Below are 20,136 nucleotides of genomic sequence, written 5' to 3'. Positions count from 1 at the left end.
ACCGGTAGGGTCGCGGACGATGTATGCTCCCGCCCCCCTTGCGCCCCGTCCGCGTCGCCGCGTCGCCCTCGGCCTCGCCGCGCTGCTGGCCGCCCTGCTCGTCGCCGGCTGCTCCGACGCGGGCGGCGAGGCCCCCGTGTGGCAACCCGGCGCCGGCGGCGGTGGCACTGGCGCACCGGTGGCCACGGCCGGCCCGGATGCCAGCGGGGGCGCGACCTCCGGCGCGGGTGGCGCGATCTCGCTCTCCGCCACCGGCGACATCATCATGGGCAACGCGCCGAGCCGACTGCCCTCAGCCGGCGGCAAGGGCTTCTTCACCTCGGTCACCGAGGCTCTCAAGGCAGACCTGGTGATGGGCAACCTGGAGGAGCCGTTGACGGTGGACACCGGCACCGGCAAGTGCGGGGCCAACTCCACCCGTTGCTACCAGTTCCGGGCCCCACCGGAATACGCCGCACACCTGCGTGACGCAGGTTTCGACGTGCTCAACCAGGCCAACAACCACGGCTACGACTACGGGCCGAAGGGCTACGAGAACACCCAGAAGGCGTTGGAGAAGTACGACCTCAAGCACACCGGCGCCCCGGACCAGATCACCGTGGTCGACGTCAAGGGCGTCAAGGTCGCCGTGGCCGGCTTCTCGTCGTACGTCTGGTCCAACAGCCTGGTCGACATCGCCAAGGCGAAGACGGTGGTCGCCAAGGCCGCCACCATGGCCGACCTGGTCGTGGTGCAGGTGCACATGGGTGGCGAGGGCGCGGAGAAGACCCGGGTGAAGCCGGGCACCGAGATGTTCCTGGGCGAGAACCGGGGCGACCCGGTCAAGTTCTCCCACGCCATGATCGACGCCGGCGCCGACCTGATCGTCGGGCACGGGCCGCACGTGCTGCGCGGCATGGAGTTCTACCAGGGGCGGCTGATCGCGTACAGCCTGGGCAACTTCGCCGGCGGCGGCAACTCGCTGAACAACGACGGCCGCCTCGGCTGGGGCGGGGTGCTGAAGGTGTCGCTCAAGCCGGACGGCACCTGGGCCGGCGGCTCGTTCACCTCGACGTACATGAACGACGCCGGCAAGCCGACGATGGACCCGAACGACCGGGGCCTGGGCCTGGTCACCGAGCTGAGCCGCACCGACTTCCCCAAGGGTGGCGCCCGGCTCGACGGGCAGGGCAAGATCTCGCCGCCGGCCGGCGGTTGACCCGCCGGGAACGTCCGGGGCGCGACGTAGGCTGACCGTCGTGACCGACAGTCCTCCCGGCGCCAGCGAGACCGACCTCGGGCGCACCCGCCGTGCCCGCAAGATCGGTCGAGTGCTGACCGAAACGCACCCCGACGCGCATTGTGAGCTGGACCACTCCAACGCCCTGGAGTTGGCCGTCGCCACCATCCTCTCCGCGCAGTGCACGGACAAGAAGGTCAACGAGGTCACCCCCAAGCTCTTCGCCCGCTATCCGAGCGCCGCCGCGTACGCCGGGGCCGACCGGGCCGAGATGGAGGAGCTGATCCGGCCCACCGGGTTCTACCGCAACAAGACCGACTCGCTGCTCAAGCTCGGCCAGGCGCTCCTCGACCGGTACGACGGCCAGGTCCCGGGCCGGCTCGTCGACCTGGTGACCCTGCCCGGCATCGGCCGCAAGACCGCCAACGTGATCCTCGGCAACGCGTTCGACGTCCCGGGCATCACCGTCGACACACACTTCCAGCGGCTGGTCCACCGGTGGCGGCTGACCACCGAGACCGACCCGGTCAAGATCGAGCATGCGGTCGGCGCTCTCTACCCGAAGCGCGACTGGACGATGCTGTCGCACCGGATCATCTTCCACGGGCGACGGGTCTGCCACGCCCGCAAGCCCGCCTGCGGGGCGTGCACACTCGCGAAGCTCTGCCCCTCGTACGGCACCGGGCCCACTGATCCCGCAGCCGCCGCGAAGCTTCTCAAGGGCCCTCGGGCGCGTGATCTGGCGGTGGCGGCCGGGGTCGACCCGGAGCTGGTGCCCGCACAGGCGATCGCCGCGGAGGTGCCGTGAACAGGCGGCTCACCCTGCTCGTCCTGCCGCTGCTGCTGGTGGTCGCCGGCTGCACCGCAGGAAAGGCCGACGACGACCCGGCCCCCCGGCCGCCAGCCGCCGCTGAGCGGCCGTCGCCGTTCCGGGACTGCTTTAAGCTCGGCACCGCGCCGACGTCGACCGCGACGACGGCTCCCACCACGACCGGCGCGACGGCCGCCGCCGGTGGGCAGGCCCTTCCGGAGCTGACGCTGTCCTGCTTCACCGGCGGCGCCCCCGTCGCCCTGCGGGACGTGGCCGGGCCGGCCGTGATCAACGTCTGGGCGTCCTGGTGTGGGCCGTGCCGCAAGGAACTGCCCGCCTTCCAACGGCTGAGCGAACGGACCGCCGGCCACCTCCAGGTGGTCGGGGTGAACACCCGCGACAGCCGGGGCGGCGCCCAGTCCATCGGCGAGGACTTCGGCGTACGGTTCCCGATCCTGGTCGACCAGGGCGACGCGCTGCAACGGGAGCTGAAGCGCAACGCCTTCCCGCTCACCCTCTTCGTCGACGCGCAGGGTCAGATCCGGCACATCGACGCCACCGGCGCGCTCGACGATGCCCAGCTCGCCAAGCTGGTCCGCCAGCACCTCGGCCTGGCGGTGCCGGCGTGACCCGTCGACCACCCGAGTGGATCGAGCCCCTCCTGACCCGGCTCGGCACCGCCCGCGCCGAGGACTTCACCCGGCTGACCACCCCGGCCGAGGGCGGTCGGGAGAGCGCCGTGCTGGTGCTGCTCGGCGAGCAACCGGGTGCCGGCCCCGACGTGCTGGTGCTGCAACGCGCCGTCACCCTGCGCAACCACGCCGGCCAGCCGGCCTTTCCCGGCGGCGCTGCCGACCCGGAGGACGCCGACGTCCGCGCCACCGCGCTGCGCGAGGCGAACGAGGAGGTCGGTCTCGACCCGACCAGCGTGACCGTGCTGGCCGAGCTGCCGAAACTGTGGATCCCGGTCAGCGACTTCGTGGTCACCCCGGTGCTGGCCTGGTGGCACGACCCGCACCCGGTGCACCCCCGGGAGCCGGCCGAGGTGGCGCACGTCGCCCGGCTGCCGGTCAGCGAGCTGGTCGACCCGGCCAACCGACTGCGGGTCCGCCACCCGAGCGGCTGGATCGGGCCGGCGTTCTCGGCGCGCGGGATGCTCGTCTGGGGCTTCACCGCCGGGGTGCTGGCCACCCTCCTGGAGATGGGCGGCTGGGCGCGTCCGTGGCCGCACCACAGGGTGGTCGAGCTTCCGCCGAGCGGGGCGACACCCGCGCCCTCGGCGGGCACCGACAACGCGGACGAGACAGCCCTGCGCTGACCGCACGGTCACCTTCGGCAAGCGATGGTCATCTGGGAGGCGCACTGCCCGTACGCTTGACCCGTGTCCGTCGTGGATCTCGTCCTCCTGCTGCTCATGCTCGTGTTCGCGATCAGCGGATACCGCCAGGGTTTCGTCATCGGCATCACGTCGCTGTCCGGCTTCTTCCTGGGTCTGCTGCTGGGCCTCCAGCTCGGGCCGCTGTTCGCCCGACAGTTCGTGGATGCCGGCACCCGCGTGCTGATCTCGCTCGTGGCGATCTTCGGGTTGGCCGTGGTCGGACAGGCGCTGGCCGGTTGGCTCGGCTCGCACCTGCGTAAGACCATCACCAGCGACGTGGGCAAACGGGTCGACGACGTCGGTGGGGCGCTCGTCTCACTGCTCGCGGTGCTGCTGCTCGCCTGGCTGGTCGCGGTGCCGCTCGGCTCGTCCTCGGTGCCCTGGCTCGCTGCCGCGGTGCGCAACAGCGCGTTGATCTCGGTGGTCAACCGGGTCGTGCCGGAGCAGGCCCACCAGCTGTCCACCGCGCTGGAGGACACCGTCGACACCGACGGGTTCCCGGACGTCTTCGGTGACCTCACGCCCACCCGGGCCCGACAGGTCGACCCACCGGACCCGGCGCTGGCCGGCTCGCAGGTCGTCGTCAACGGTCAGCGGTCGGTCGTCAAGGTGCTCGGCTCGGCCCCCAGCTGCTCGCGCCGCATCGAGGGCTCCGGCTTCGTGTACGCCGACGACCGGGTGATGACCAACGCGCACGTCGTCGCCGGCACCCGCTCGGTCGCTGTGGAGCTGGGCGGCGAGCGGTACGACGGCAAGGTGGTGGTCTACGACCCGGACCGGGACCTGGCCGTGCTGCTCGTGCCCGGGCTGCCCGGCCCGTCCCTGCGGTTCGCCGCCGGCAACGCCGGCAGCGGCTCCGACGCCATCGTGCTGGGCTTCCCGCTCGATGGCCCCTACAACGCGCAGTCGGCGCGGGTCCGCGACGTCGACCGGATCAAAGGCCCGGACATCTACTCCTCGGGCGACGTCACCCGGGAGATCTACACCATCCGAGCGCTGGTCCGCAGCGGCAACTCGGGCGGCCCGCTGCTCTCCGCCAACGGCCTGGTGCTCGGCGTGATCTTCGCGGCGGCAGCCGACGATCCGAACACCGGCTTCGCGGTGACCGCCGCGGAGGCCCGCCCGGTGGCGTTGGCCGGCGCCGAACGCAACCGGCAGGTCGCCACCGGCGAGTGCACCTGAGCGTCGCTCGGGGTCAGCCCCGGGCCGGCATCGCCGGCCGCCCCACGGTCGGCAGCTTCGCCCGCCCCCACCGCAGCCCTCGGTCGAGGACGGCACGAGCCATGATCACGACGCAGGTGCCGCCGTTGAGGAAGGACGCCACCACGTCGCTCGGGTGGTGCATACCCCGGTACATCCGCGTCAGCGCCACCCCCAGCGGCACCGTCAGCAGCAGGCTCCACCAGGCGACCTTCGCCCCGGTGCTGCGCACCCGCAACGCCATCAGCACGGCAATGCCGACGTAGAGCGCCACCGCCGCCGAGGTGTGCCCGGACGGGAAGCTCGACGTGGGCGGCGAGACATCCATGTGCTCCACCGCCGGCCGCCGTCGGTCGATCGCCAGCGTGGTCAGCAGGAACACCAGCGCCTGGGCGATCACCGCCGCGCACAGGAACAGCGGCTCCCGCCAGCGCTTCAGCCAGAGCCTCAACGCGAGGGCCACCAGCACCGTGACCACGACGATCATCTGGGTGCTGGCCAGTGTGCTGAACACCAGGGAGACGTCGTTCCAGCCGCCGGTGCGGTCGGCGGCCAACTCCCTGTTCACCGCGTCTTCCACGGTGAACGGCCAGGTCCGGGCGAACACGCGGGTGACCAGCACCCCGAGCAGCACCATGAGGCCCAGCAGGAGGGACACCGGCAGCAGCACCCGCCGGACGATCTGAAGCGCGGTCTCGGACATGCGCCGCTCAATACCCGGCCGACCTCGGCGGCACGCCTCAGGCCGATCCCGGGTGCCGCTCCACTTCGGGAGCGACGCCGTCGCGGGTCGGCCGGACCGGCCGTAGGCCGGTGTGTGCCCGCCAACTGGTGAACGCGGCGGTGGTCGCCGCCAGCACCGCCACACCGAGCAGCCAGCCGCCCAGCACGTCGCTGGTGAAGTGCACGCCGAGCGCCACCCTGCTCAGCCCGGTCACCACGGTGAGCAGCAGCGCGGCGACCCAGAGCGCGACCCGCGCCGCCCCCCGCCCGGCGAACGGCAGGAACACCAGCAGCAGCACCCCGGCGGCCAGGGTGGCGTTCAATGCGTGCCCGGAGGGGAACGAGTAACCGGCGGCCCGTGCCACCGGATCCAGCAGCTCCGGTCGGTCCCGGCCAACAAGCAGCTTGAGGAGGGGACTGAACAGCCCACCGACCACCATTGTGGTGGTCGCCCAGAGGGCCAGCCGGCGGGCACCCCGGCGCAGCAGCCAGATCACCAGGAGCAGTGCGACGGCGCGCAGCGGCATCGGGGCGAACACCTCCGTCCAGATCCGCATCAGCGTGACCCAGGCCGGGTGGTCGAGCGCGTAGCCGTGCAACGCGTGGGTGACCGCCGTGTCCAACCGGTGCAGCGGCGCCCAGGCGCCGAGCACCAGCAGTGTGAGCAGCGCGAAGGGCACCAGCACCAGGAACGCCGCCGTCGCGGCCAGGGTCAGCCGCAGACCCAGCGAATGGTCCGGATCAAGTCGGCGCCGCCGCCAGGACGGCTGGCCGGCGGGGGCGAGGGTGGGCGGCCGATGCGTACTCATGCCTCGGTTCTACCCGACCGGGTGGTCGGTCAGGCCTGACGGTGGGCAGCGATCAGCGGGCCCGTTGACGGAGCCGGCGCACCACCAGGGCGGCGCCCCCGACCAGGGCGACGATGAGCACGACTCCGGTCCACAGCTGTTCCGGTGCCGAGGTGTCCTGGCCGCCCGCCGCCCGGGCCGTCCACCTGGTCTGCTGCCGGGGTGCGGCGAGACCGAGCGGGTCGCTGCCGGCGCCGGCCACCGGGTCGTCGTCGGCCGAGCCGGGAGCCGGGCCGAAACCCGTCACGCCCGGCGACGTCTGATCGTCCAGTGGGTTGGCGGTCACCGGCGGCACCTGAGCGGTCAGCGCGGCCACCGGGTCGACCACCCCGTACCCGAAGCGGTCGTCCCGCCCGGTCGGGCCGAGGTCCCGGGCGGTGGCCAGCAGCCGGTTGACCACCTCACCGGCGGGCATCTGCGGGTAGCGGGACCGGACCAGCGCGGCGGTGGCCGTCACCAGTGGCGCGGCGAAGCTGGTGCCCTGCACCCGCCAGTACCCGTCGGGAGACTTGGCGCCGACGAGCCCGCTGGCGGGAGCGGTGAGCACCGTCGCCTGACCGGTGATCGACCCGGACCACAGGTTGTCGCTGCTGCGTTCGAGGCCGGCGACCGCGATCACGCCCGGCTCGCGGGCCGGGTACCAGACCTTGGTGCTGGTGGAGGTCGCCAGGTTGCCGGTGCAGGCGATCACGACCACGTCCCGGACGAACGCGTAGTCCAGGGCCGCGGCCAGGGCCGGGCTGTCGCCGCTGCCGCCCAGCGACAGGTTGATCACGCGGGCCCCGTTGTCGACGGCCCAGCGGACCCCCTGGGCGACGATCAACGCGTCGTCGTAGCGGTTCTGCTCGTCGAGCACCCGGACCGGCAGGATCCGGGCGTCCGGTGCCAGGCCCACCACGCCTCGTTTGTCGTCGCTGCGCCCGGCGATCAGGCCGGCGACCGTCGTGCCGTGCCCCACCGGATCCGGACCAGCCCCACCCTCGGGGCCGACCAGATCCTTACCGGGCAGCACCTGGCCGACCAGGTCGGGATGATTGCCGTCCACTCCGGAGTCGACCACCGCGACGATCACGCCCCGGCCGGTCGAGCTGCGCCAGGCCGTGTCGGCCCGCAACTCGTCGAGCTGCCACTGCTCGTCGCGGACCTGGTCGGTGCGGGTGACGGTGTCACCGGGGGCGAACGCCATCGGCGCGCCGGCGAGCTGTCCGCCGTTGGTGGGCGCGGCGACGGGCGTGGCCGCCGCGGTCGGGGCCACGACAGCGAGCGCCGCGGCCACACCGAGCAGCGCCCGGCCCGCCGTCCGGCGGGCCACTGACGGACCGCTGTGCCGAACCCCAGTCACATCCTCAGCCATTCATCCCGACAGAACCATGACGATCGGAGATTACCGGTTTCCCCACCTGTCACGGGAAGAACCGGCGAGTCAGGTCATGGTGGCGGAAGTTGTGCGAGCTGAACGAGGCGGACGCCCTCTCGCCGGGTGACCAGTCGGCCACGGCCCGGCGGCAGCGGGCCGGGTCGCACCGGCCCGACGAGCGCGCCCTCCTCGGGGCTGCCCGCCATCACCAGACCGGCGGTGGACAGCTCCCGCAGTCGCTGCACGATCGGCTCGTACTGGGCGCGGCCCGCGCCGCCAGAGCGGCGGGCCAGCACCAGGTGCAGCCCGACGTCGCGGGCGTGCGGCAGGTGCTCCTCCAGCGCCCGCAGCGGGTTCGCCGGACCGGACGCCACCAGGTCGTAGTCGTCCACCAGCACGAACAACTCCGGCCCGGACCACCAGGAGCGGTCCCGCAGCTGTTGCGGGGTGACCTCCGGCCCGGGGGCCCGCCGTTCCAGGTAGCCGGCGGCCGACTCGACCAGGTCGGCGGTGTGCGCCGCGGCGGTGCCGTACCCGATCAGGTGTGGCGTCTCGATGGCGCCCAGCAGGCTGCGTCGGTAGTCGACCAGGATCACCCGGGCCTGCTCGGGAGTGAACCGGGTGGTGATCGACGTGGCCAGCGCGCGCAGGAACGAGGACTTGCCGCACTCCGAGTCCCCGAAGATCACGAAATGTGGCTCGGTGGCGAAGTCGAGCAGTACCGGGCGCAGGTCCGCCTCCGCGATCCCGATCGGCAGGCGCAGCCCGGTCGTCGCGGCGAGGTCCAGATCGGCGTACGGCAGCACGGGCGGGAGCAGCCGGACCCTGGGCGCCGGAGGACCCGTCCACCCGTGGGCAGCCCGTTCGACCAGGTCGGCGGTGTCGGAGTTGGTGGCGGCGAGCTGAGGTAGCGCGGTGAGGAAGTGCAGCCCCTCCGCGGTCACGCCTCGACCTGGGCGCTCCGGCACGTTCGCCGCCGCACGCCTGGCCACGAGCGAGTCGGACGGGTCGCCGAGGCGCAACTCCAGGCGGGAGCCGAACAGGTCCCGGATCGCCGGGCGGAAGTCCAGCCAGCGCAGCGCGGTGGCGACCACGTGCAGCCCGTACGACAACCCCCGGGTGGCCAGGTCGGTGACCAGGGGTTCCAGGTCGTCGTACTCGCCTCGGACGGTGCTCCAACCGTCGATCACCAGGAACACGTCACCGAACGGATCGGTGCCCGGCTGGTTGGTTGTTCCCGCAGCGGCGCGGCGCTGCCGGTACGTGGCCATCGACTCCACGCCCAGCTCCGCGAAGCGGCGTTCCCGATCGGCCAGCAGGGTGGTCATCTCGCCGACGGTGCGCCGGACTGCGGTCGGGTCGGCCCGGCCGGTGACCCCGCCCACGTGCGGGAGGTCGCGCAGCGCGGCCAACCCGCCGCCACCGAAGTCCAGGCAGTAGACCTGCACCTCGGCCGGTGTGTGGGTGAGTGCCAGCGCGCAGATCAGCGTGCGCAGCGCGGTGGACTTGCCGCTCTGCGGCGCGCCCACCAGCGCGACGTGCCCGGCGGCGCCGTCCAGGGCCAGCCAGAGCAGGTCACGGCGTTGCTCCAACGGTTTGTCCACGACGGCCAGCGGCACGCCGAGTGCGCCGTGCAGCTCCGGGTTGCCCACGTTGAGGCCGCGTTGCGGGTCCACCTCGACCGGGCCGAGCAGCTCGTCCACTGTGGGCGGCTGACCGAGCGGCGGGAGCCAGACCTGGTGCGCCGGTGGGCCCTGCCCGACGAGCCGGTCCACCAGCAGGTCGAGCAGTGTGCCCCTGCCCTCCTCCTCGGGGACGACGGGCACCACCGGGGCGGTCGGCTCGGGCACCGGCACGACGTGGGTGGTGAAGGTGAGCAGCCGTACGCCGCCCTCGACTGCGACGCCGGCCGTCGCGCTCCGGCGGCGGACGGCACCGGAGACGTACGCGGCCTTGAACCGGGCCAGCGGATCGGTGCCGGCACGCAGGTAGCCGTGGCCGGGCGAGCGGGGCAGCTCGTGCGCGTCCGGCACCCCGAGGACCGTGCGGGACTCCAGCGCGGAGAAGGTACGCAGTCCGATCCGGTAGGACAGATGGGTGTCCAGCCCGCGAAGCCGTCCCTCCTCAAGTCGCTGACTGGCGAGCAGCAGGTGCACACCGAGGGACCGGCCCAGCCGGCCGATCTGCACGAACAGGTCGATGAAGTCGGGCTTGGCGGAGAGCAGCTCGGAGAACTCGTCGCAGATCAGCAGCAGCGACGGCAGCGGGGCCAGTGGGCTGCCGGCCGCCCGGGCCCGCTCGTAGTCGCGCACGCTGGCGAAGTTGCCGGCGCGCCGCAGCAGCTCCTGGCGGCGGACCAGTTCTCCGTTGATGGCGTCGACCATCCGGTCGACCAGGGGCAACGCGTCGGCCAGGTTGGTGATCACGGCCGCGGTGTGCGGCAGCCGTTCGAACGAGGCGAAGGTGGCACCGCCCTTGAAGTCGACCAGCACGAAGTTGAGCTGCTCGGAGCTGTGCGTGGCGGCCAACCCCAGCACCAGCGTGCGGAGCAGCTCGGACTTGCCGGAACCGGTCGCCCCGATGAGCAGGCCGTGCGGGCCCATCCCGTCCTGGGCGGACTCCTTGAGGTCCAGCTCGATGGCACCGCCGTCGGTGCCCACCCCGATCGGCACCCGCAGCCGCTCCCGGGCAGACCGTGGCAGCCAACCCTGCTCGGCCGTGAAGCTCTCCGGATCACCGAGACCGAGCAGCTCGGGAAGGCCCAGGTCGGCCTGGAGCGGGGCGTCCGGCCCGCGTGCCGTACCGGCGAGCCGGAGCGGCGCCAACCGTCGGGCGACCGCCTCGGCGTCGGCGAGGTCGAGCTGGTCGGCGATGCCCACCTCGGCATGCCCGTCGGACGACCGCGAGTGCAGTCGCCGGCCGTGCAACTCCAGCAGCAGCGCGTACCGGTCGAGCAGCCGGGGCGGCGGAGTGTCCAGGTCCAGCACGGTGACCGCGTCGATACCGCCGTCACCGGTCAGGTCACTGGCCCCGGTCAGTTCGCCGCCGTCGAGGACAACCACCACGTGCGGGCCGTCGGTGGCCGGGCCGGCCGGGCTGAACCGGGAGCGGCTGGCCAGCACGTCGGCCAGCAGCGCTTCCAGTTCGGCGGCGGAGCTGGTCACCAGTCGTACCGGGCCGAGCGCGTCGGTGCGGCTGGGATGGTGGGCGTGCGGGAGCCATTTCACCCACTCCCAGCAGGCGCGGCGTTCCGGTCCGGCGCACACCGCGACGAGCAGCTCGTCGGGGGCGTGGAAGACCGCCAGTTGGGTCAGCACGGCCCGGACCAGCGCCTGCGCCGCCGGGTCGCCGGTGGGTGGCCCGCTGGTGGCCGGCCCGCCACCCCCGGTGCGGCCGGCGGGACGGACGTGCACCCGGGCGAAGCTGCGCAGCGACAGCGCCACCGGCAGGTCCGGCACCACGGAGTACGCGTCCAGGAAGCGACGCAACGCGCCGGCGGTCATCGGCTCCAGCTCCTCCAGTGGCCGGGTGACCGGTGGGACGAGCGGTGTGGCCAGGGTCTGCGGCCCGACGGCGACCCGCACCACCGCGAAGTCCGGGTCGGCGGGGCGCCGCTCCCAGACCCGGTGGCTGTCCACCGTCGACCAGAGCCCGCCCGGGTCCGGGTGCCGGTAGAAGAGCCCGGCCCGCTGCTGCCCGGCGGTGCGCCGCACCCGCCGACGCAGCGTGGCCAGGTGCCGCAGGTACTCCCTGCGGGCGGCCATCATCTCGGACTTCTTCGGGGTGCCGGAGGCGCTGCCCCAGGACGTCACCAACATCGCCAGTGAGGAGAGCCCGAACATCCCACCCACCACGTACGAGTAGGCGCCACCGCCCCGGCCGAACATCATCGCCATCGCCACAGTGCCGCCGAGCATGGGCAGCAGCATCAGCATCTGCTGCCACCGCCCGCCGGCCACCACGGGAATTTCCGGTGGCGCCTCGACCGGCAGCTCGCCGCCGGGGATCTCCGGCGCTGGTCGACGTGGCGGACGCTTGATGACGACGGTGGACACTCGGCCTCCTGACAGCGCTGGGTAACCCGAGCCGGACTCATGGTAGGTAAAGTCCTGTCGTCCGCGCAGCCTCCGATCCCTCTCGATATGGAGACCAGTCGATGACTACCGGGCTGGCCCGCGTCACCATCAGCGCGCCGCAACGACGGGTGGACGTCGCCCTGCCGGAGCAGGTGCCCCTGGCCGAGCTGCTGCCGGACGTGCTCCGGCACGCCGGTGTCGGGCTGGCCGACGACGGCGAACAGCACGGCGGCTGGGTCCTGCGCCGCACCGACGGCGCGTTGCTTGCGACCGCCCAGGCGCTGCTGCCCCAGGGCGTCCGCGACGGCGAGGTGCTGCACCTGGTGCCGGCCCGCGCGCACTGGCCCGAGCTGGAGTACGACGACGTGGTCGAGGCGATCGCCGACGGCGCCCGTCGCCGGGGCGGCGCCTGGTCGCCCACCGCCACCCGGGCCGCCGGTCTGGCCGGTGCCGCCGTGCCGCTCGCCGTCGGGCTGCTCGCCCTGCTCGCCGGTGGGCCGACGTACCGGCCCGGCTGGCTGGCGGCCGCTGTGGTGGCGCTGCTGCTCACCGTGGCCGGTGCGGTGGCCTCCCGCGCCAACGGCGACGGCACCGCCGGGGCGACGCTCGGCGGCTACGCGCTGCCGTACGCGTTCACGGCCGGCGCCCTCGCGGTCGGTTCCGGCGACCCGGTCGTGCCGTTCGGGCCGGCCCGCTGGGTGGGCGCTCCCGAACTGCTGGCCGGCTCGGTGGCGCTGCTGCTGGTGGCGTTGATCGGCCTGCTCGGGGTGGCCAGCCGGCTGCGGGTCTTCGTGGCCGGTGTCACGGTCGGGCTGACCGGCGCCGGCGCAGCGCTCGGCGGGTTGCTGCTGACCCCGGCCGGCACGGCGGCGGTGCTGCTCAGCGCGCTGGTCTTCGCCGTCGGCGTGATCCCGCTGCTGGCCATCCGGCTGGGCAAGTTGCCCCTGCCGCCCATCACCCTGCCGACCTCGGCCCCCGCCGAGGAGCCGGAGCGGGCCCGGGACCTGCCGGACCGGAGTCGGGTCCACGCCGCGGTGACCCGCACCGAGGAGATGCTCACCGGGATGTTGATCGGGCACGCCCTGCTGGCGGTGGCCGCGGCGGTCGTCCTCGGGGCGGTCGGCGGAACGGCCGGACGGGCGCTCGTGGCGGTCACCTCGGCCGTGCTGCTGCTGCGGTCGCGGCTGTTCGTGGCGCTGCGACACCGGGTCCCGACGGTGCTCGCCGGGCTGGCCGGCTACGCGGTGCTGGGCGCGGCACTTGTCGGCCGGGCCGACGACACCGGGCGGCTGGCGCTGGTCCTGGGCGGTGCCGCGCTGGCCCTGGTGGCCGTCGCGGCCGGCACCTCGTACGCCCGTCGGCCGGTCTCGCCGTACGTCGGAAGGGTCGCGGACCTCACCGACACGGCCCTGGTGGTCGCCGTGGTCCCGATCGCCTGCGCGGTGCTCGACCTGTACGACCGGGCCCGGGGGCTGCTCGGTTGAGCGGCCCCCGGGCCCGGTGCGTCAGCGGTCGGTCAGTGCATGGATTCGCCGCGCGCCTCGGCGTCCCGGGCACGCTTGTAGGAGGCGTGGATCTCGGCCTCGGCCTCGGTGCGGCCGACCCAGGTCGCGCCCTCCACCGACTTGCCGGGCTCCAGGTCCTTGTACACCTCGAAGAAGTGCTGGATCTCCAGCCGGTCGAACTCGCCGAGGTGGTGGATGTCGCGCAGGTGCTCCTGGCGAGGATCCTCGTAGGGCACGCAGAGGACCTTGTCGTCCCCGCCCTTCTCGTCGGTCATCCGGAACATGCCGATGGTGCGGCAGCGGATCAGGCAGCCCGGGAAGGTCGGCTCGGGGACGAGCACCAGCGCGTCCAGCGGGTCGCCGTCCTCGCCCAGAGTGCCCTCGATGAACCCATAGTCGGCCGGGTACTGAGTAGAGGTGAAGAGGGTGCGGTCCAGCCGGATCCGGCCGGTCTTGTGGTCCACCTCGTACTTGTTCCGGTGACCTTTGGGGATCTCAACCGTCACGTCGAAATCCATCTGCACGCTCCCTCGTCTGCCCACGCTGGCTAACGGAACCACTGGCGGCCCTCCGGACAGGTGAATGCCCACCCGCCGACTCCGGCCGCCGCATAGTCTTCGGACCGAAGTAGTGTCACCCAAGCCAAATTTCGCTGGGGGAGGAGGGGGTCGTGGGGAGGGAAGATTCACACTACCGCCCGGACGGGGGCTCCGCGCACGGTACCGGACGATCCGGATCCGGCGGTGCGACGGGGCGGGTCCCGGTGCCCGACGCGCACCTCCCACGGGCCCCTGAGCCAGCGAATCCGGCCTCGGAGCGGATGCCCGAGCGGCCCGCGCCGCTGCCTTGGCGCTCGCCGACCGAGTCACCCCCGCCCAGCCCTAACCCGGGTCGCTTTCCGGTGGTCGGTGGCGACCGGCCGGTGAGCGGTCCGTCGCGCGGCAGCGCCTCCGTTCCGGTCAGCCCCGCCGCGGGCGGTCCGTCGCGTGGGAGCGCTTCGGTTCCGGTCAGTCCGGCACCGACCGGCCCGCCGGGCCCCGGTCCGAACGAACCCGGCCGGGTTCCACCGCTGGGTCCGCCGGTCTCCGCGCTGCCCGCGCCCGGTGACGCCGGGCCGGCGCCCGCGCCCGTCGCGTCGCGCCGCCGACGGCTACCTGTGGTGTTGGCGGTCGTGCTGCTGCTGGTGCTCGCCGGCGTCGGAGTCGTCGTCACCCGGCCCGGCCCGGTCGCCGGGTGGCTGGGCGACGACCCCGAGTCTGCGTCGACCGCCGCCGGGGCGACCCCGGAGCCCAACCCGTCGGACGTGCTGGCCGGCCCGGACCCGAACGCCCCGGTGCCCACCCCCGACGGCGTACGCGCCGCGCTCGATCCGCTGGTCGGTGCCGCCGTCCTGGGCGACCGGGTGAACGTCTCGGTGGCCGACGTGATCTCCGGCCAGACGCTGTTCGCCAAGGGGGCGGACGACGGCACCGTGCCCGCCTCGGTGACCAAGCTGGCGACCGGGGTGACCGTCCTGGCGGCCCGAGGACCCGGTTACCGGATACCCACTCGTGCGGTGGCCGGCGCGAAGACCGGCGAAGTGGTGATCATCGGAGGCGGCGACCCGACCCTGGCGATCGACAAGAAGGGCTACTACCCGGGCGCTGCGCGCCTCGACGACCTGGCCGCCCAGGTGCGCACCGCGCTCGGCGGCACCACCCCGACCAGTGTGACAGTGGACGGCTCGGTCTATTCCGGCCCGGTCTACGGCCCAGGCTGGGACGCGGACATCCCCACCGGCGGGTCCGGGGGCGCGGTGACCGCGTTGATGACCGACGGCGGGCGCAGGGACCCGGGCGCCGAACACGGGGCCGCCGAGCGGTTCGCCGAGCCGGACCTGGCCGCCGGCAAGTCGTTCGCCCGACTGCTCGGCGTGCCCGCCGACTCCGTGAAGCGTGGCGCGGCCCCGGCCCAGGCCGCCGCCGGTGGCACCCCGGCACCGGGCACCGAGCTGGGCGTGGTCCAGTCCCCACCGCTGATCCGGATGGTCGACATCATGATCAGTGAGAGCGACAACCTGGTGGCCGAGGCGCTGGCCCGTCAGGTCGCGCTGGCCCGCAACCAGCCGGCCTCGTTCGACGGGGGCGCCGCCGCCATGGACGCGGAGGTGGCCGAGCTGGGCCTGCCGGCGGACGAGATCACCCTCTCCGACGGCAGCGGGCTGTCCCGACGCAACCGGATCAGCCCGTCGCTGCTGACCGACCTGGTCCGGCTGGCGGCCAGCCCGGACCACCCGGAGTTGGCCGGCGTGTTCGGTGGTCTGCCGGTGGGTGGTTGGTCCGGGACCTTGGACGAGCGCTACCGCACCGCACCCGGCACCGCTCCCGGTGCGGGCAGCGTCCGGGCCAAGACGGGCACGCTGACCGCCGTGCACTCCATCGCGGGCCTGGTGACCACCGCCGACGGTCGGCTGCTCACCTTCGCGGTGCTCACCGACCAGGTGCCGGGCGGCAAGGAAACCGCCCAACCGGCGCTGGACCGGATCGCCGCCGCCCTGGCCGGCTGCGGCTGCCGCTGACCGCCGCCGGTCGCGGGTTTCCGCGCCAGCCGCCGACCGCCATCGGCGTCGATCGGGGACGCGAGGCCGGGCCGGGGTGTCGCGGCGCGGGTACGGTGGGTCCATGGCGCAGTTCGTGGACTGGGATCTGGCCGCCGCCACCGCGGGGGCGCTGAGCAAGTCGGGCCCCCGGGTGTCGTACACCGAGGCCACCGACGTGGTCGGCGACCTGCGCCGGCTGACCGATGAGGCGGCCGGGCACGTGGCCGACTACACGGGGCTGAAGGCGCAGGTGGCGCACCCACCGGTGCGGGTGGTCGACCGCCGCGACTGGGCCGCGACCAACATCGCCGGTCTCCGTGAGGTGATCACTCCGCTGGTGAGCCGGCTCTCCGGTGACAAGCAGCCGGGCGCGTTGACCGAGGCGATCGGCTCCCGGTTGACCGGGGTCCAGGCCGGCACCGTGCTGGCGTACCTCTCCGGCCGGGTGCTCGGCCAGTACGAGGTCTTTTCGGCCGACCCGGGCCAACTGCTGCTGGTCGCACCGAACATCGTCGAGGTGGAGCGCAAGCTCGGCGCCGACCCCCGGGACTTCCGGCTCTGGGTCTGCCTGCACGAGGTGACCCACCGCACCCAGTTCACGGCGGTCCCGTGGATGCGGGCGTACTTCCTGAGCGAGGTGCAGGCCTTCGTGGACGCCTCGTCCAGCGGCGGCGAGCACATTGTCGAGCGGCTGCGGCGGGGGGTTTCCACCCTGTCCGACGTGGTCCGCGACCCGGACAGCCGCACGAGCGTGCTGGACATCGTGCAGACCCCCGCGCAGCGGGCCGTGCTGGACCGGCTCACCGCGCTGATGACCCTGCTGGAGGGGCACGCCGAGTTCGTCATGGACGGCGTCGGCCCCCAGGTGATCCCCAGCGTGGAGCGGATCCGGGCGTCGTTCAACCGGCGCCGGGAGGCGGGCAACCCGGTGGAGAAGGCGATCCGCCGGCTGCTCGGGGTGGACGTCAAGATGCGCCAGTACGCCGAGGGACGCAAGTTCGTCCACGGTGTGGTGGAGCGGGTCGGCATGGAGGGCTTCAACTCGATCTTCAACTCGCCGCTCACCCTGCCCCGGCTGTCGGAGTTGGGTGACCCGGACGCCTGGGTCGCCCGGGTGCACGGCCCGGCCGGCACCTTCCCGGCCGCTGGCTGACCACCCGCCGGTGGCCGCGCTCGCCCCGCCGGTGGCCGCGATCCGGGTGGCGGTTCGCCGCGCTCTGACCGGTCTGTCGTCCGACGGGCCGGTGCTGGTCGCCTGCTCCGGCGGCGCCGACTCGCTCGCCCTCGCGGCGGCCACCGTGTTCGTGGCGCCTCGGCTGGGCCGCAGCGCGGTGCTCGTCACCGTCGACCACGGCTTGCAGGACGGCTCCACCGAGCGCGCCGAGACCGTGGCCGCCTGGGGCCGCGAGGTCGGGTTCTCGTCGACGACCGTGGTGCCGGTGAAGGTCGCCGGGCGCCCAGGTGGGCCGGAGGCGGCCGCCCGGGAGGCCCGCTACGAGGCGTTGGCCGAGGCGGCCCGGCAGCAGAAGGCGGTCGCGGTGCTGACCGGGCACACCCGCGACGACCAGGCGGAGACGGTGCTGCTCGCGCTTGCCCGGGGCGCCGGCCCCCGCGGGCTGGCCGGGATGCCGGCCCGGCGGGAGTTGGACGGTGTGCCGCTGCTGCGCCCGCTGCTGGAGATCAGCCGGGACCAGACGCGGGCCGCGTGCGCCGTGCTGGGGCTGAGCCCCTGGCAGGACCCGCACAACGCCGACCCGTCGTACGCCCGGTCCCGGGTGCGGGCAGACCTGCTGCCGGCGCTGGTACGCGCGCTCGGGCCCGGCGTGGTGGACAACCTCGCGCGTACCGCCCGGATGGTGGCGGCCGACAACGCCGCGCTGGACGAGTTGGCGGAAACGGCACTGGCGGCGGCCCGGCACCCTGCCGGTGGCCTCTCGGTGCCGGAGCTGGTCGGTCTGGTTCCCGCGGTGCGTGGCCGGGTGCTGCACTTCTGGGCACGTGAGCTGGGCGCCCTGCCTGGGGCGCTGTCGCACCGGCACGTCGCCGCGCTGGACGCGTTGGTCACCGACTGGGACGGCCAGGGCCCGACCGATCTGCCGGGCGGTGTCCGGGTGCTCCGCCGCGCCGACCGACTGTCACCCGTCGACCCGGGCTGAGTCCTGATCAGGCGCTGTGCGTCCGGTCCCGGAAGGTGGTCCGGTAGCTGTGCGGGGTCGCACCGACCCGGCGGCTGAAGTGGTGCCGCAACGCCGCCGCGTCGCCGAAGCCGGCCTGGTCGGCGACCGCCTCCACACTCAACGGGGTCTCTTCGAGCAGCCGTCGGGCGAGGAGCACCCGCTGGTTGGTGAGCCAGTCGTGCGGGGTGGTGCCGGTCTCGGCGCGGAAACGGCGGGCGAACGTGCGGGGCGCCATCCCGGCGCGGGCGGCCAACTCCTCCACGGTGATCGCCCGGTCCAGGTGACCCATCAGCCACTCCAGCACCGGCTCCAGGGTGGGTGCCTCGGGTGCCTTCGGGATGGGCGCCTCGACGTACTGGGACTGACCGCCGTCGCGGTGCGGCGGGACCACCATCCGCCGGGCCAGCCGGGTCGCGGTGGCCGAGCCGTGCTCCTGGCGGATCAGGTGCAGGCAGGCGTCGATGCCGGCCGCGGTGCCGGCACTGGTGAGCAGGCGACCGTCGTGGACGTAGAGCGAGTTGCAGCGCACCCGGGCGAGCGGGTGGCGGCGTTGCAGCTCGTCCACGTACCGCCAGTGGGTTGTGCACTCCCGGCCGTCGAGCAGGCCGGCCTCGCCGAGCAGGAAGGCACCCGAGCAGACGCTGAACAGGTGCGCGCCGCGGGCGTCGGCCCGGCGCAGCGCGTCCAGGACCGGGCCGGGAACGGTGGTGCCCTGGCTGTGCGCGGGGATGGCCACCAGGTCGGCCTCGTCGACCGGGCCGAGGTCGGCGTGCGGGGTGAGGTGGAAGCCGGACGACGTACGCACCGGAGCACCGTCGGGGCTGCACACCTGGAAGCGGTAACCGGGGAAACCGTCGGCGGTGCGGTCCGTGCCGAACACCTCGGCGAGCACGCCGAGCTCGAAGGGGGCGACCTGGTCGAGAGCAAGAACGGCGATGGACCGGAGCATGTGACGAGGGTAACCCGACAGGTGGCAGTAAATCGATGACCAATGGCATTGCTGCCACTGTCCGGTCGGCGCGAGTGGTCGCAGACTGGTCTCAGTCCGGTGCGCACCGGCGGCGAAACCGACAGCAATCATGCGAAAGCGAGCGCCGCCATGGAGTTCCTGCTCTTCCTCCTGTTCCTCGTCCTGCTCGTCGCCGCCTCGGCCGCCGGCCTCACCGTCGACAGCCACGACTCGGCCGACTGGAAGCCCACCGACGACGGCCGCCGCTGGCGGTCACGCACCAACTGATGTGATTAGCGTAATTTGCCGAGAAAATCCCCGGCGGGACCGCGCCAAAAGGTGCGGCCCCGCCGACGGAGGCCATCCGACGTACGGCAGGCTAGGAGTCATGGCTGACGGCTCCTGGTACGACGCCGACATCGACCACGTGATCATCTCGGAGGCGCAGATCCGCGAGAAGACGGCGGAGCTGGCCAAGCAGGTCTCCGCCGACTACTCCCACGTGACTGACGGCCTGCTGCTGGTGTGCGTACTCAAGGGCGCGGTGATGTTCATGGCGGACTTCGCCCGGGCGTTGGGCCGCAACGGCCCGCCGGCCGAGCTGGACTTCATGGCCATCTCCTCCTACGGCCAGGGCACCACCTCCTCCGGGGTGGTCCGCATCCTCAAGGACCTGGACCGGGACATCGCCGGCCGGCACGTGGTGGTCGTCGAGGACATCGTCGACTCCGGGCTCACCCTCTCCTGGCTGCTGCGCTACCTGGAGTCGCGTTCGGCGGCCAGCGTCGAGGTGGTCGCGCTGTTCCGCAAGCCGGACGCGGTCAAGGTGCCGGTCCCGGTGAAGTACGTCGGCTTCGACATCCCCACCGAGTTCGTGGTCGGGTACGGCCTGGACTTCGGTGAGCGCTACCGGGAGCTGCCGTACGTCGGCGTGCTCAAGCCCGAGGTCTACGCCCGCTCCTGACGCGGGACGCGAGCTGTCGGGACAACCCGGCGGCGTAGTGAGGGCAACTCGCATCGGCATCCATCAAGCCGACGTTCAGCGCGCTCTCAGCTCTTGCGGTTACCGTGGACCACGGTGGCCCGGAGGTTACTCCGCGCCCGACCCCCTCGACCGCGTGACCGGGCGTTCAGGTGGCCGGGCAGGACTCCCCGCCACGCCGGTTCCTACCCGGACCCGCCGTACGTTCGGTGCCGGGCTGGTGGGCCTGCCCACGGTGCGTGCCGTCGATCCCGACGGTGCGCCTGGTGCGGAGGCTCGCAAGCTCGCTCCTCGCGTACGCGCGGCTTTTGACGGTGCACGACTGCGGGGCTC

At 73.3% G+C, this 20,136-nt stretch carries 17 protein-coding genes; 11 read left to right on the top strand and 6 right to left on the bottom strand.

The window, feature by feature from the left end; genetic code table 11:
- The first annotated feature begins 19 nt into the window (after window positions 1–19).
- The 5 genes from HNR22_RS17835 (at window position 20) to HNR22_RS17815 (ending at window position 4,590) form a co-directional block, all read left to right on the top strand.
- On the top strand, window positions 20–1,198 hold the full coding sequence (locus HNR22_RS17835; protein WP_179781315.1) for a CapA family protein: 1,179 nt from the start codon (window positions 20–22) through the stop codon (window positions 1,196–1,198).
- A 40-nt stretch (window positions 1,199–1,238) separates the two neighbouring features.
- Window positions 1,239–2,027: an endonuclease III gene (gene nth / locus HNR22_RS17830; RefSeq protein ID WP_088950558.1), complete on the top strand. Its 789-nt coding sequence runs from the start codon at window positions 1,239–1,241 to the stop codon at window positions 2,025–2,027.
- Window positions 2,024–2,659 carry a redoxin domain-containing protein gene (locus HNR22_RS17825; protein WP_179781314.1) on the top strand — a complete coding sequence of 212 codons (636 nt, stop codon included), beginning with the start codon at window positions 2,024–2,026 and terminating at the stop codon, window positions 2,657–2,659. The genes nth and HNR22_RS17825 overlap by 4 nt, the downstream gene beginning before the upstream one ends.
- Window positions 2,656–3,348, top strand: coding sequence for an NUDIX domain-containing protein (locus HNR22_RS17820; RefSeq protein WP_179781313.1), 693 nt, complete (start codon window positions 2,656–2,658; stop codon window positions 3,346–3,348). Before HNR22_RS17825 ends, HNR22_RS17820 begins: the two co-directional genes overlap by 4 nt.
- Window positions 3,349–3,411: 63 nt before the next feature.
- Complete coding sequence (locus HNR22_RS17815; RefSeq protein ID WP_179781312.1) at window positions 3,412–4,590, top strand: MarP family serine protease; 1,179 nt, start codon at window positions 3,412–3,414, stop codon at window positions 4,588–4,590.
- 13 nt (window positions 4,591–4,603) lie between these two features.
- On the opposite strand, the gene HNR22_RS17810 is transcribed toward HNR22_RS17815, so the two are convergent.
- The 4 genes from HNR22_RS17810 to eccCa all read right to left on the bottom strand — a co-directional run bounded on the left by HNR22_RS17810 (window position 4,604) and on the right by eccCa (window position 11,591).
- On the bottom strand, window positions 4,604–5,311 hold the full coding sequence (locus HNR22_RS17810) for a phosphatase PAP2 family protein (RefSeq protein ID WP_179781311.1): 708 nt from the start codon (window positions 5,309–5,311) through the stop codon (window positions 4,604–4,606).
- Between the two features lie 37 nt (window positions 5,312–5,348).
- A complete protein-coding gene (locus tag HNR22_RS17805) occupies window positions 5,349–6,140 on the bottom strand; it encodes a phosphatase PAP2 family protein (RefSeq protein ID WP_179781310.1) in 792 nt (263 codons plus the stop codon).
- 52 nt (window positions 6,141–6,192) lie between these two features.
- A complete protein-coding gene (gene mycP / locus HNR22_RS17800; RefSeq protein ID WP_179781309.1) occupies window positions 6,193–7,533 on the bottom strand; it encodes a type VII secretion-associated serine protease mycosin in 1,341 nt (446 codons plus the stop codon).
- 74 nt (window positions 7,534–7,607) lie between these two features.
- Window positions 7,608–11,591 (bottom strand): type VII secretion protein EccCa, encoded by a 3,984-nt coding sequence (gene eccCa / locus HNR22_RS17795; RefSeq protein ID WP_179781308.1) that lies wholly within the window; start codon window positions 11,589–11,591, stop codon window positions 7,608–7,610.
- A 101-nt stretch (window positions 11,592–11,692) separates the two neighbouring features.
- Here eccCa and eccD point away from each other — a divergent pair, with 101 nt between their 5' ends.
- On the top strand, window positions 11,693–13,096 hold the full coding sequence (gene eccD, locus HNR22_RS17790; RefSeq protein ID WP_179781307.1) for a type VII secretion integral membrane protein EccD: 1,404 nt from the start codon (window positions 11,693–11,695) through the stop codon (window positions 13,094–13,096).
- 32 nt (window positions 13,097–13,128) lie between these two features.
- Here eccD and HNR22_RS17785 read toward each other — a convergent pair whose 3' ends face one another.
- Complete coding sequence (locus HNR22_RS17785) at window positions 13,129–13,635, bottom strand: inorganic diphosphatase (RefSeq protein ID WP_099849144.1); 507 nt, start codon at window positions 13,633–13,635, stop codon at window positions 13,129–13,131.
- A 302-nt stretch (window positions 13,636–13,937) separates the two neighbouring features.
- Between HNR22_RS17785 and dacB the strand changes: the two genes are divergently transcribed.
- The 3 genes from dacB to tilS all read left to right on the top strand — a co-directional run bounded on the left by dacB (window position 13,938) and on the right by tilS (window position 17,851).
- Window positions 13,938–15,674 (top strand): D-alanyl-D-alanine carboxypeptidase/D-alanyl-D-alanine endopeptidase, encoded by a 1,737-nt coding sequence (gene dacB / locus HNR22_RS17780; RefSeq protein ID WP_246380921.1) that lies wholly within the window; start codon window positions 13,938–13,940, stop codon window positions 15,672–15,674.
- Window positions 15,675–15,777: 103 nt separating this feature from the next.
- A complete protein-coding gene (locus HNR22_RS17775) occupies window positions 15,778–16,848 on the top strand; it encodes a zinc-dependent metalloprotease (protein ID WP_179781306.1) in 1,071 nt (356 codons plus the stop codon).
- A gap of 10 nt (window positions 16,849–16,858) precedes the next feature.
- Window positions 16,859–17,851, top strand: a complete 993-nt coding sequence (gene tilS, locus HNR22_RS17770) for a tRNA lysidine(34) synthetase TilS (RefSeq protein WP_179781305.1) — start codon at window positions 16,859–16,861, stop codon at window positions 17,849–17,851.
- Window positions 17,852–17,858: 7 nt separating this feature from the next.
- On the opposite strand, the gene HNR22_RS17765 is transcribed toward tilS, so the two are convergent.
- A complete protein-coding gene (locus HNR22_RS17765) occupies window positions 17,859–18,821 on the bottom strand; it encodes a GlxA family transcriptional regulator (RefSeq protein ID WP_179781304.1) in 963 nt (320 codons plus the stop codon).
- 150 nt (window positions 18,822–18,971) lie between these two features.
- Here HNR22_RS17765 and HNR22_RS17760 point away from each other — a divergent pair, with 150 nt between their 5' ends.
- Together HNR22_RS17760 and hpt are read left to right on the top strand one after the other, a co-directional pair.
- Window positions 18,972–19,109, top strand: coding sequence for a hypothetical protein (locus HNR22_RS17760; protein ID WP_179781303.1), 138 nt, complete (start codon window positions 18,972–18,974; stop codon window positions 19,107–19,109).
- 100 nt (window positions 19,110–19,209) lie between these two features.
- Window positions 19,210–19,785: a hypoxanthine phosphoribosyltransferase gene (hpt, locus tag HNR22_RS17755; protein ID WP_179781302.1), complete on the top strand. Its 576-nt coding sequence runs from the start codon at window positions 19,210–19,212 to the stop codon at window positions 19,783–19,785.
- Window positions 19,786–20,136 lie beyond the last annotated feature (351 nt).

It is taken from the genome of Micromonospora jinlongensis, from assembly GCF_013410645.1.
GTDB classification, from domain to species: domain Bacteria; phylum Actinomycetota; class Actinomycetes; order Mycobacteriales; family Micromonosporaceae; genus Micromonospora; species Micromonospora zamorensis.
The sequence above is the reverse complement of the archived record's forward strand: the minus strand, read 5'-3'. Positions and strand labels throughout refer to the sequence as shown.

Bases quoted from the DNA above. Each gene is read 5' to 3' on its own strand.
- eccD (WP_179781307.1), top strand. From the start codon at position 11,693: ATGACTACCGGGCTGGCCCGCGTCACCATCAGCGCGCCGCAACGACGG.
- hpt (WP_179781302.1), top strand. From the start codon at position 19,210: ATGGCTGACGGCTCCTGGTACGACGCCGACATCGACCACGTGATCATC.
- HNR22_RS17760 (WP_179781303.1), top strand. From the start codon at position 18,972: ATGGAGTTCCTGCTCTTCCTCCTGTTCCTCGTCCTGCTCGTCGCCGCC.
- dacB (WP_246380921.1), top strand. From the start codon at position 13,938: ATGCCCGAGCGGCCCGCGCCGCTGCCTTGGCGCTCGCCGACCGAGTCA.
- mycP (WP_179781309.1), bottom strand. From the start codon at position 7,533: ATGGCTGAGGATGTGACTGGGGTTCGGCACAGCGGTCCGTCAGTGGCC.
- HNR22_RS17765 (WP_179781304.1), bottom strand. From the start codon at position 18,821: ATGCTCCGGTCCATCGCCGTTCTTGCTCTCGACCAGGTCGCCCCCTTC.
- HNR22_RS17805 (WP_179781310.1), bottom strand. From the start codon at position 6,140: ATGAGTACGCATCGGCCGCCCACCCTCGCCCCCGCCGGCCAGCCGTCC.
- HNR22_RS17785 (WP_099849144.1), bottom strand. From the start codon at position 13,635: ATGGATTTCGACGTGACGGTTGAGATCCCCAAAGGTCACCGGAACAAG.
- HNR22_RS17810 (WP_179781311.1), bottom strand. From the start codon at position 5,311: ATGTCCGAGACCGCGCTTCAGATCGTCCGGCGGGTGCTGCTGCCGGTG.
- HNR22_RS17775 (WP_179781306.1), top strand. From the start codon at position 15,778: ATGGCGCAGTTCGTGGACTGGGATCTGGCCGCCGCCACCGCGGGGGCG.
- HNR22_RS17835 (WP_179781315.1), top strand. From the start codon at position 20: ATGTATGCTCCCGCCCCCCTTGCGCCCCGTCCGCGTCGCCGCGTCGCC.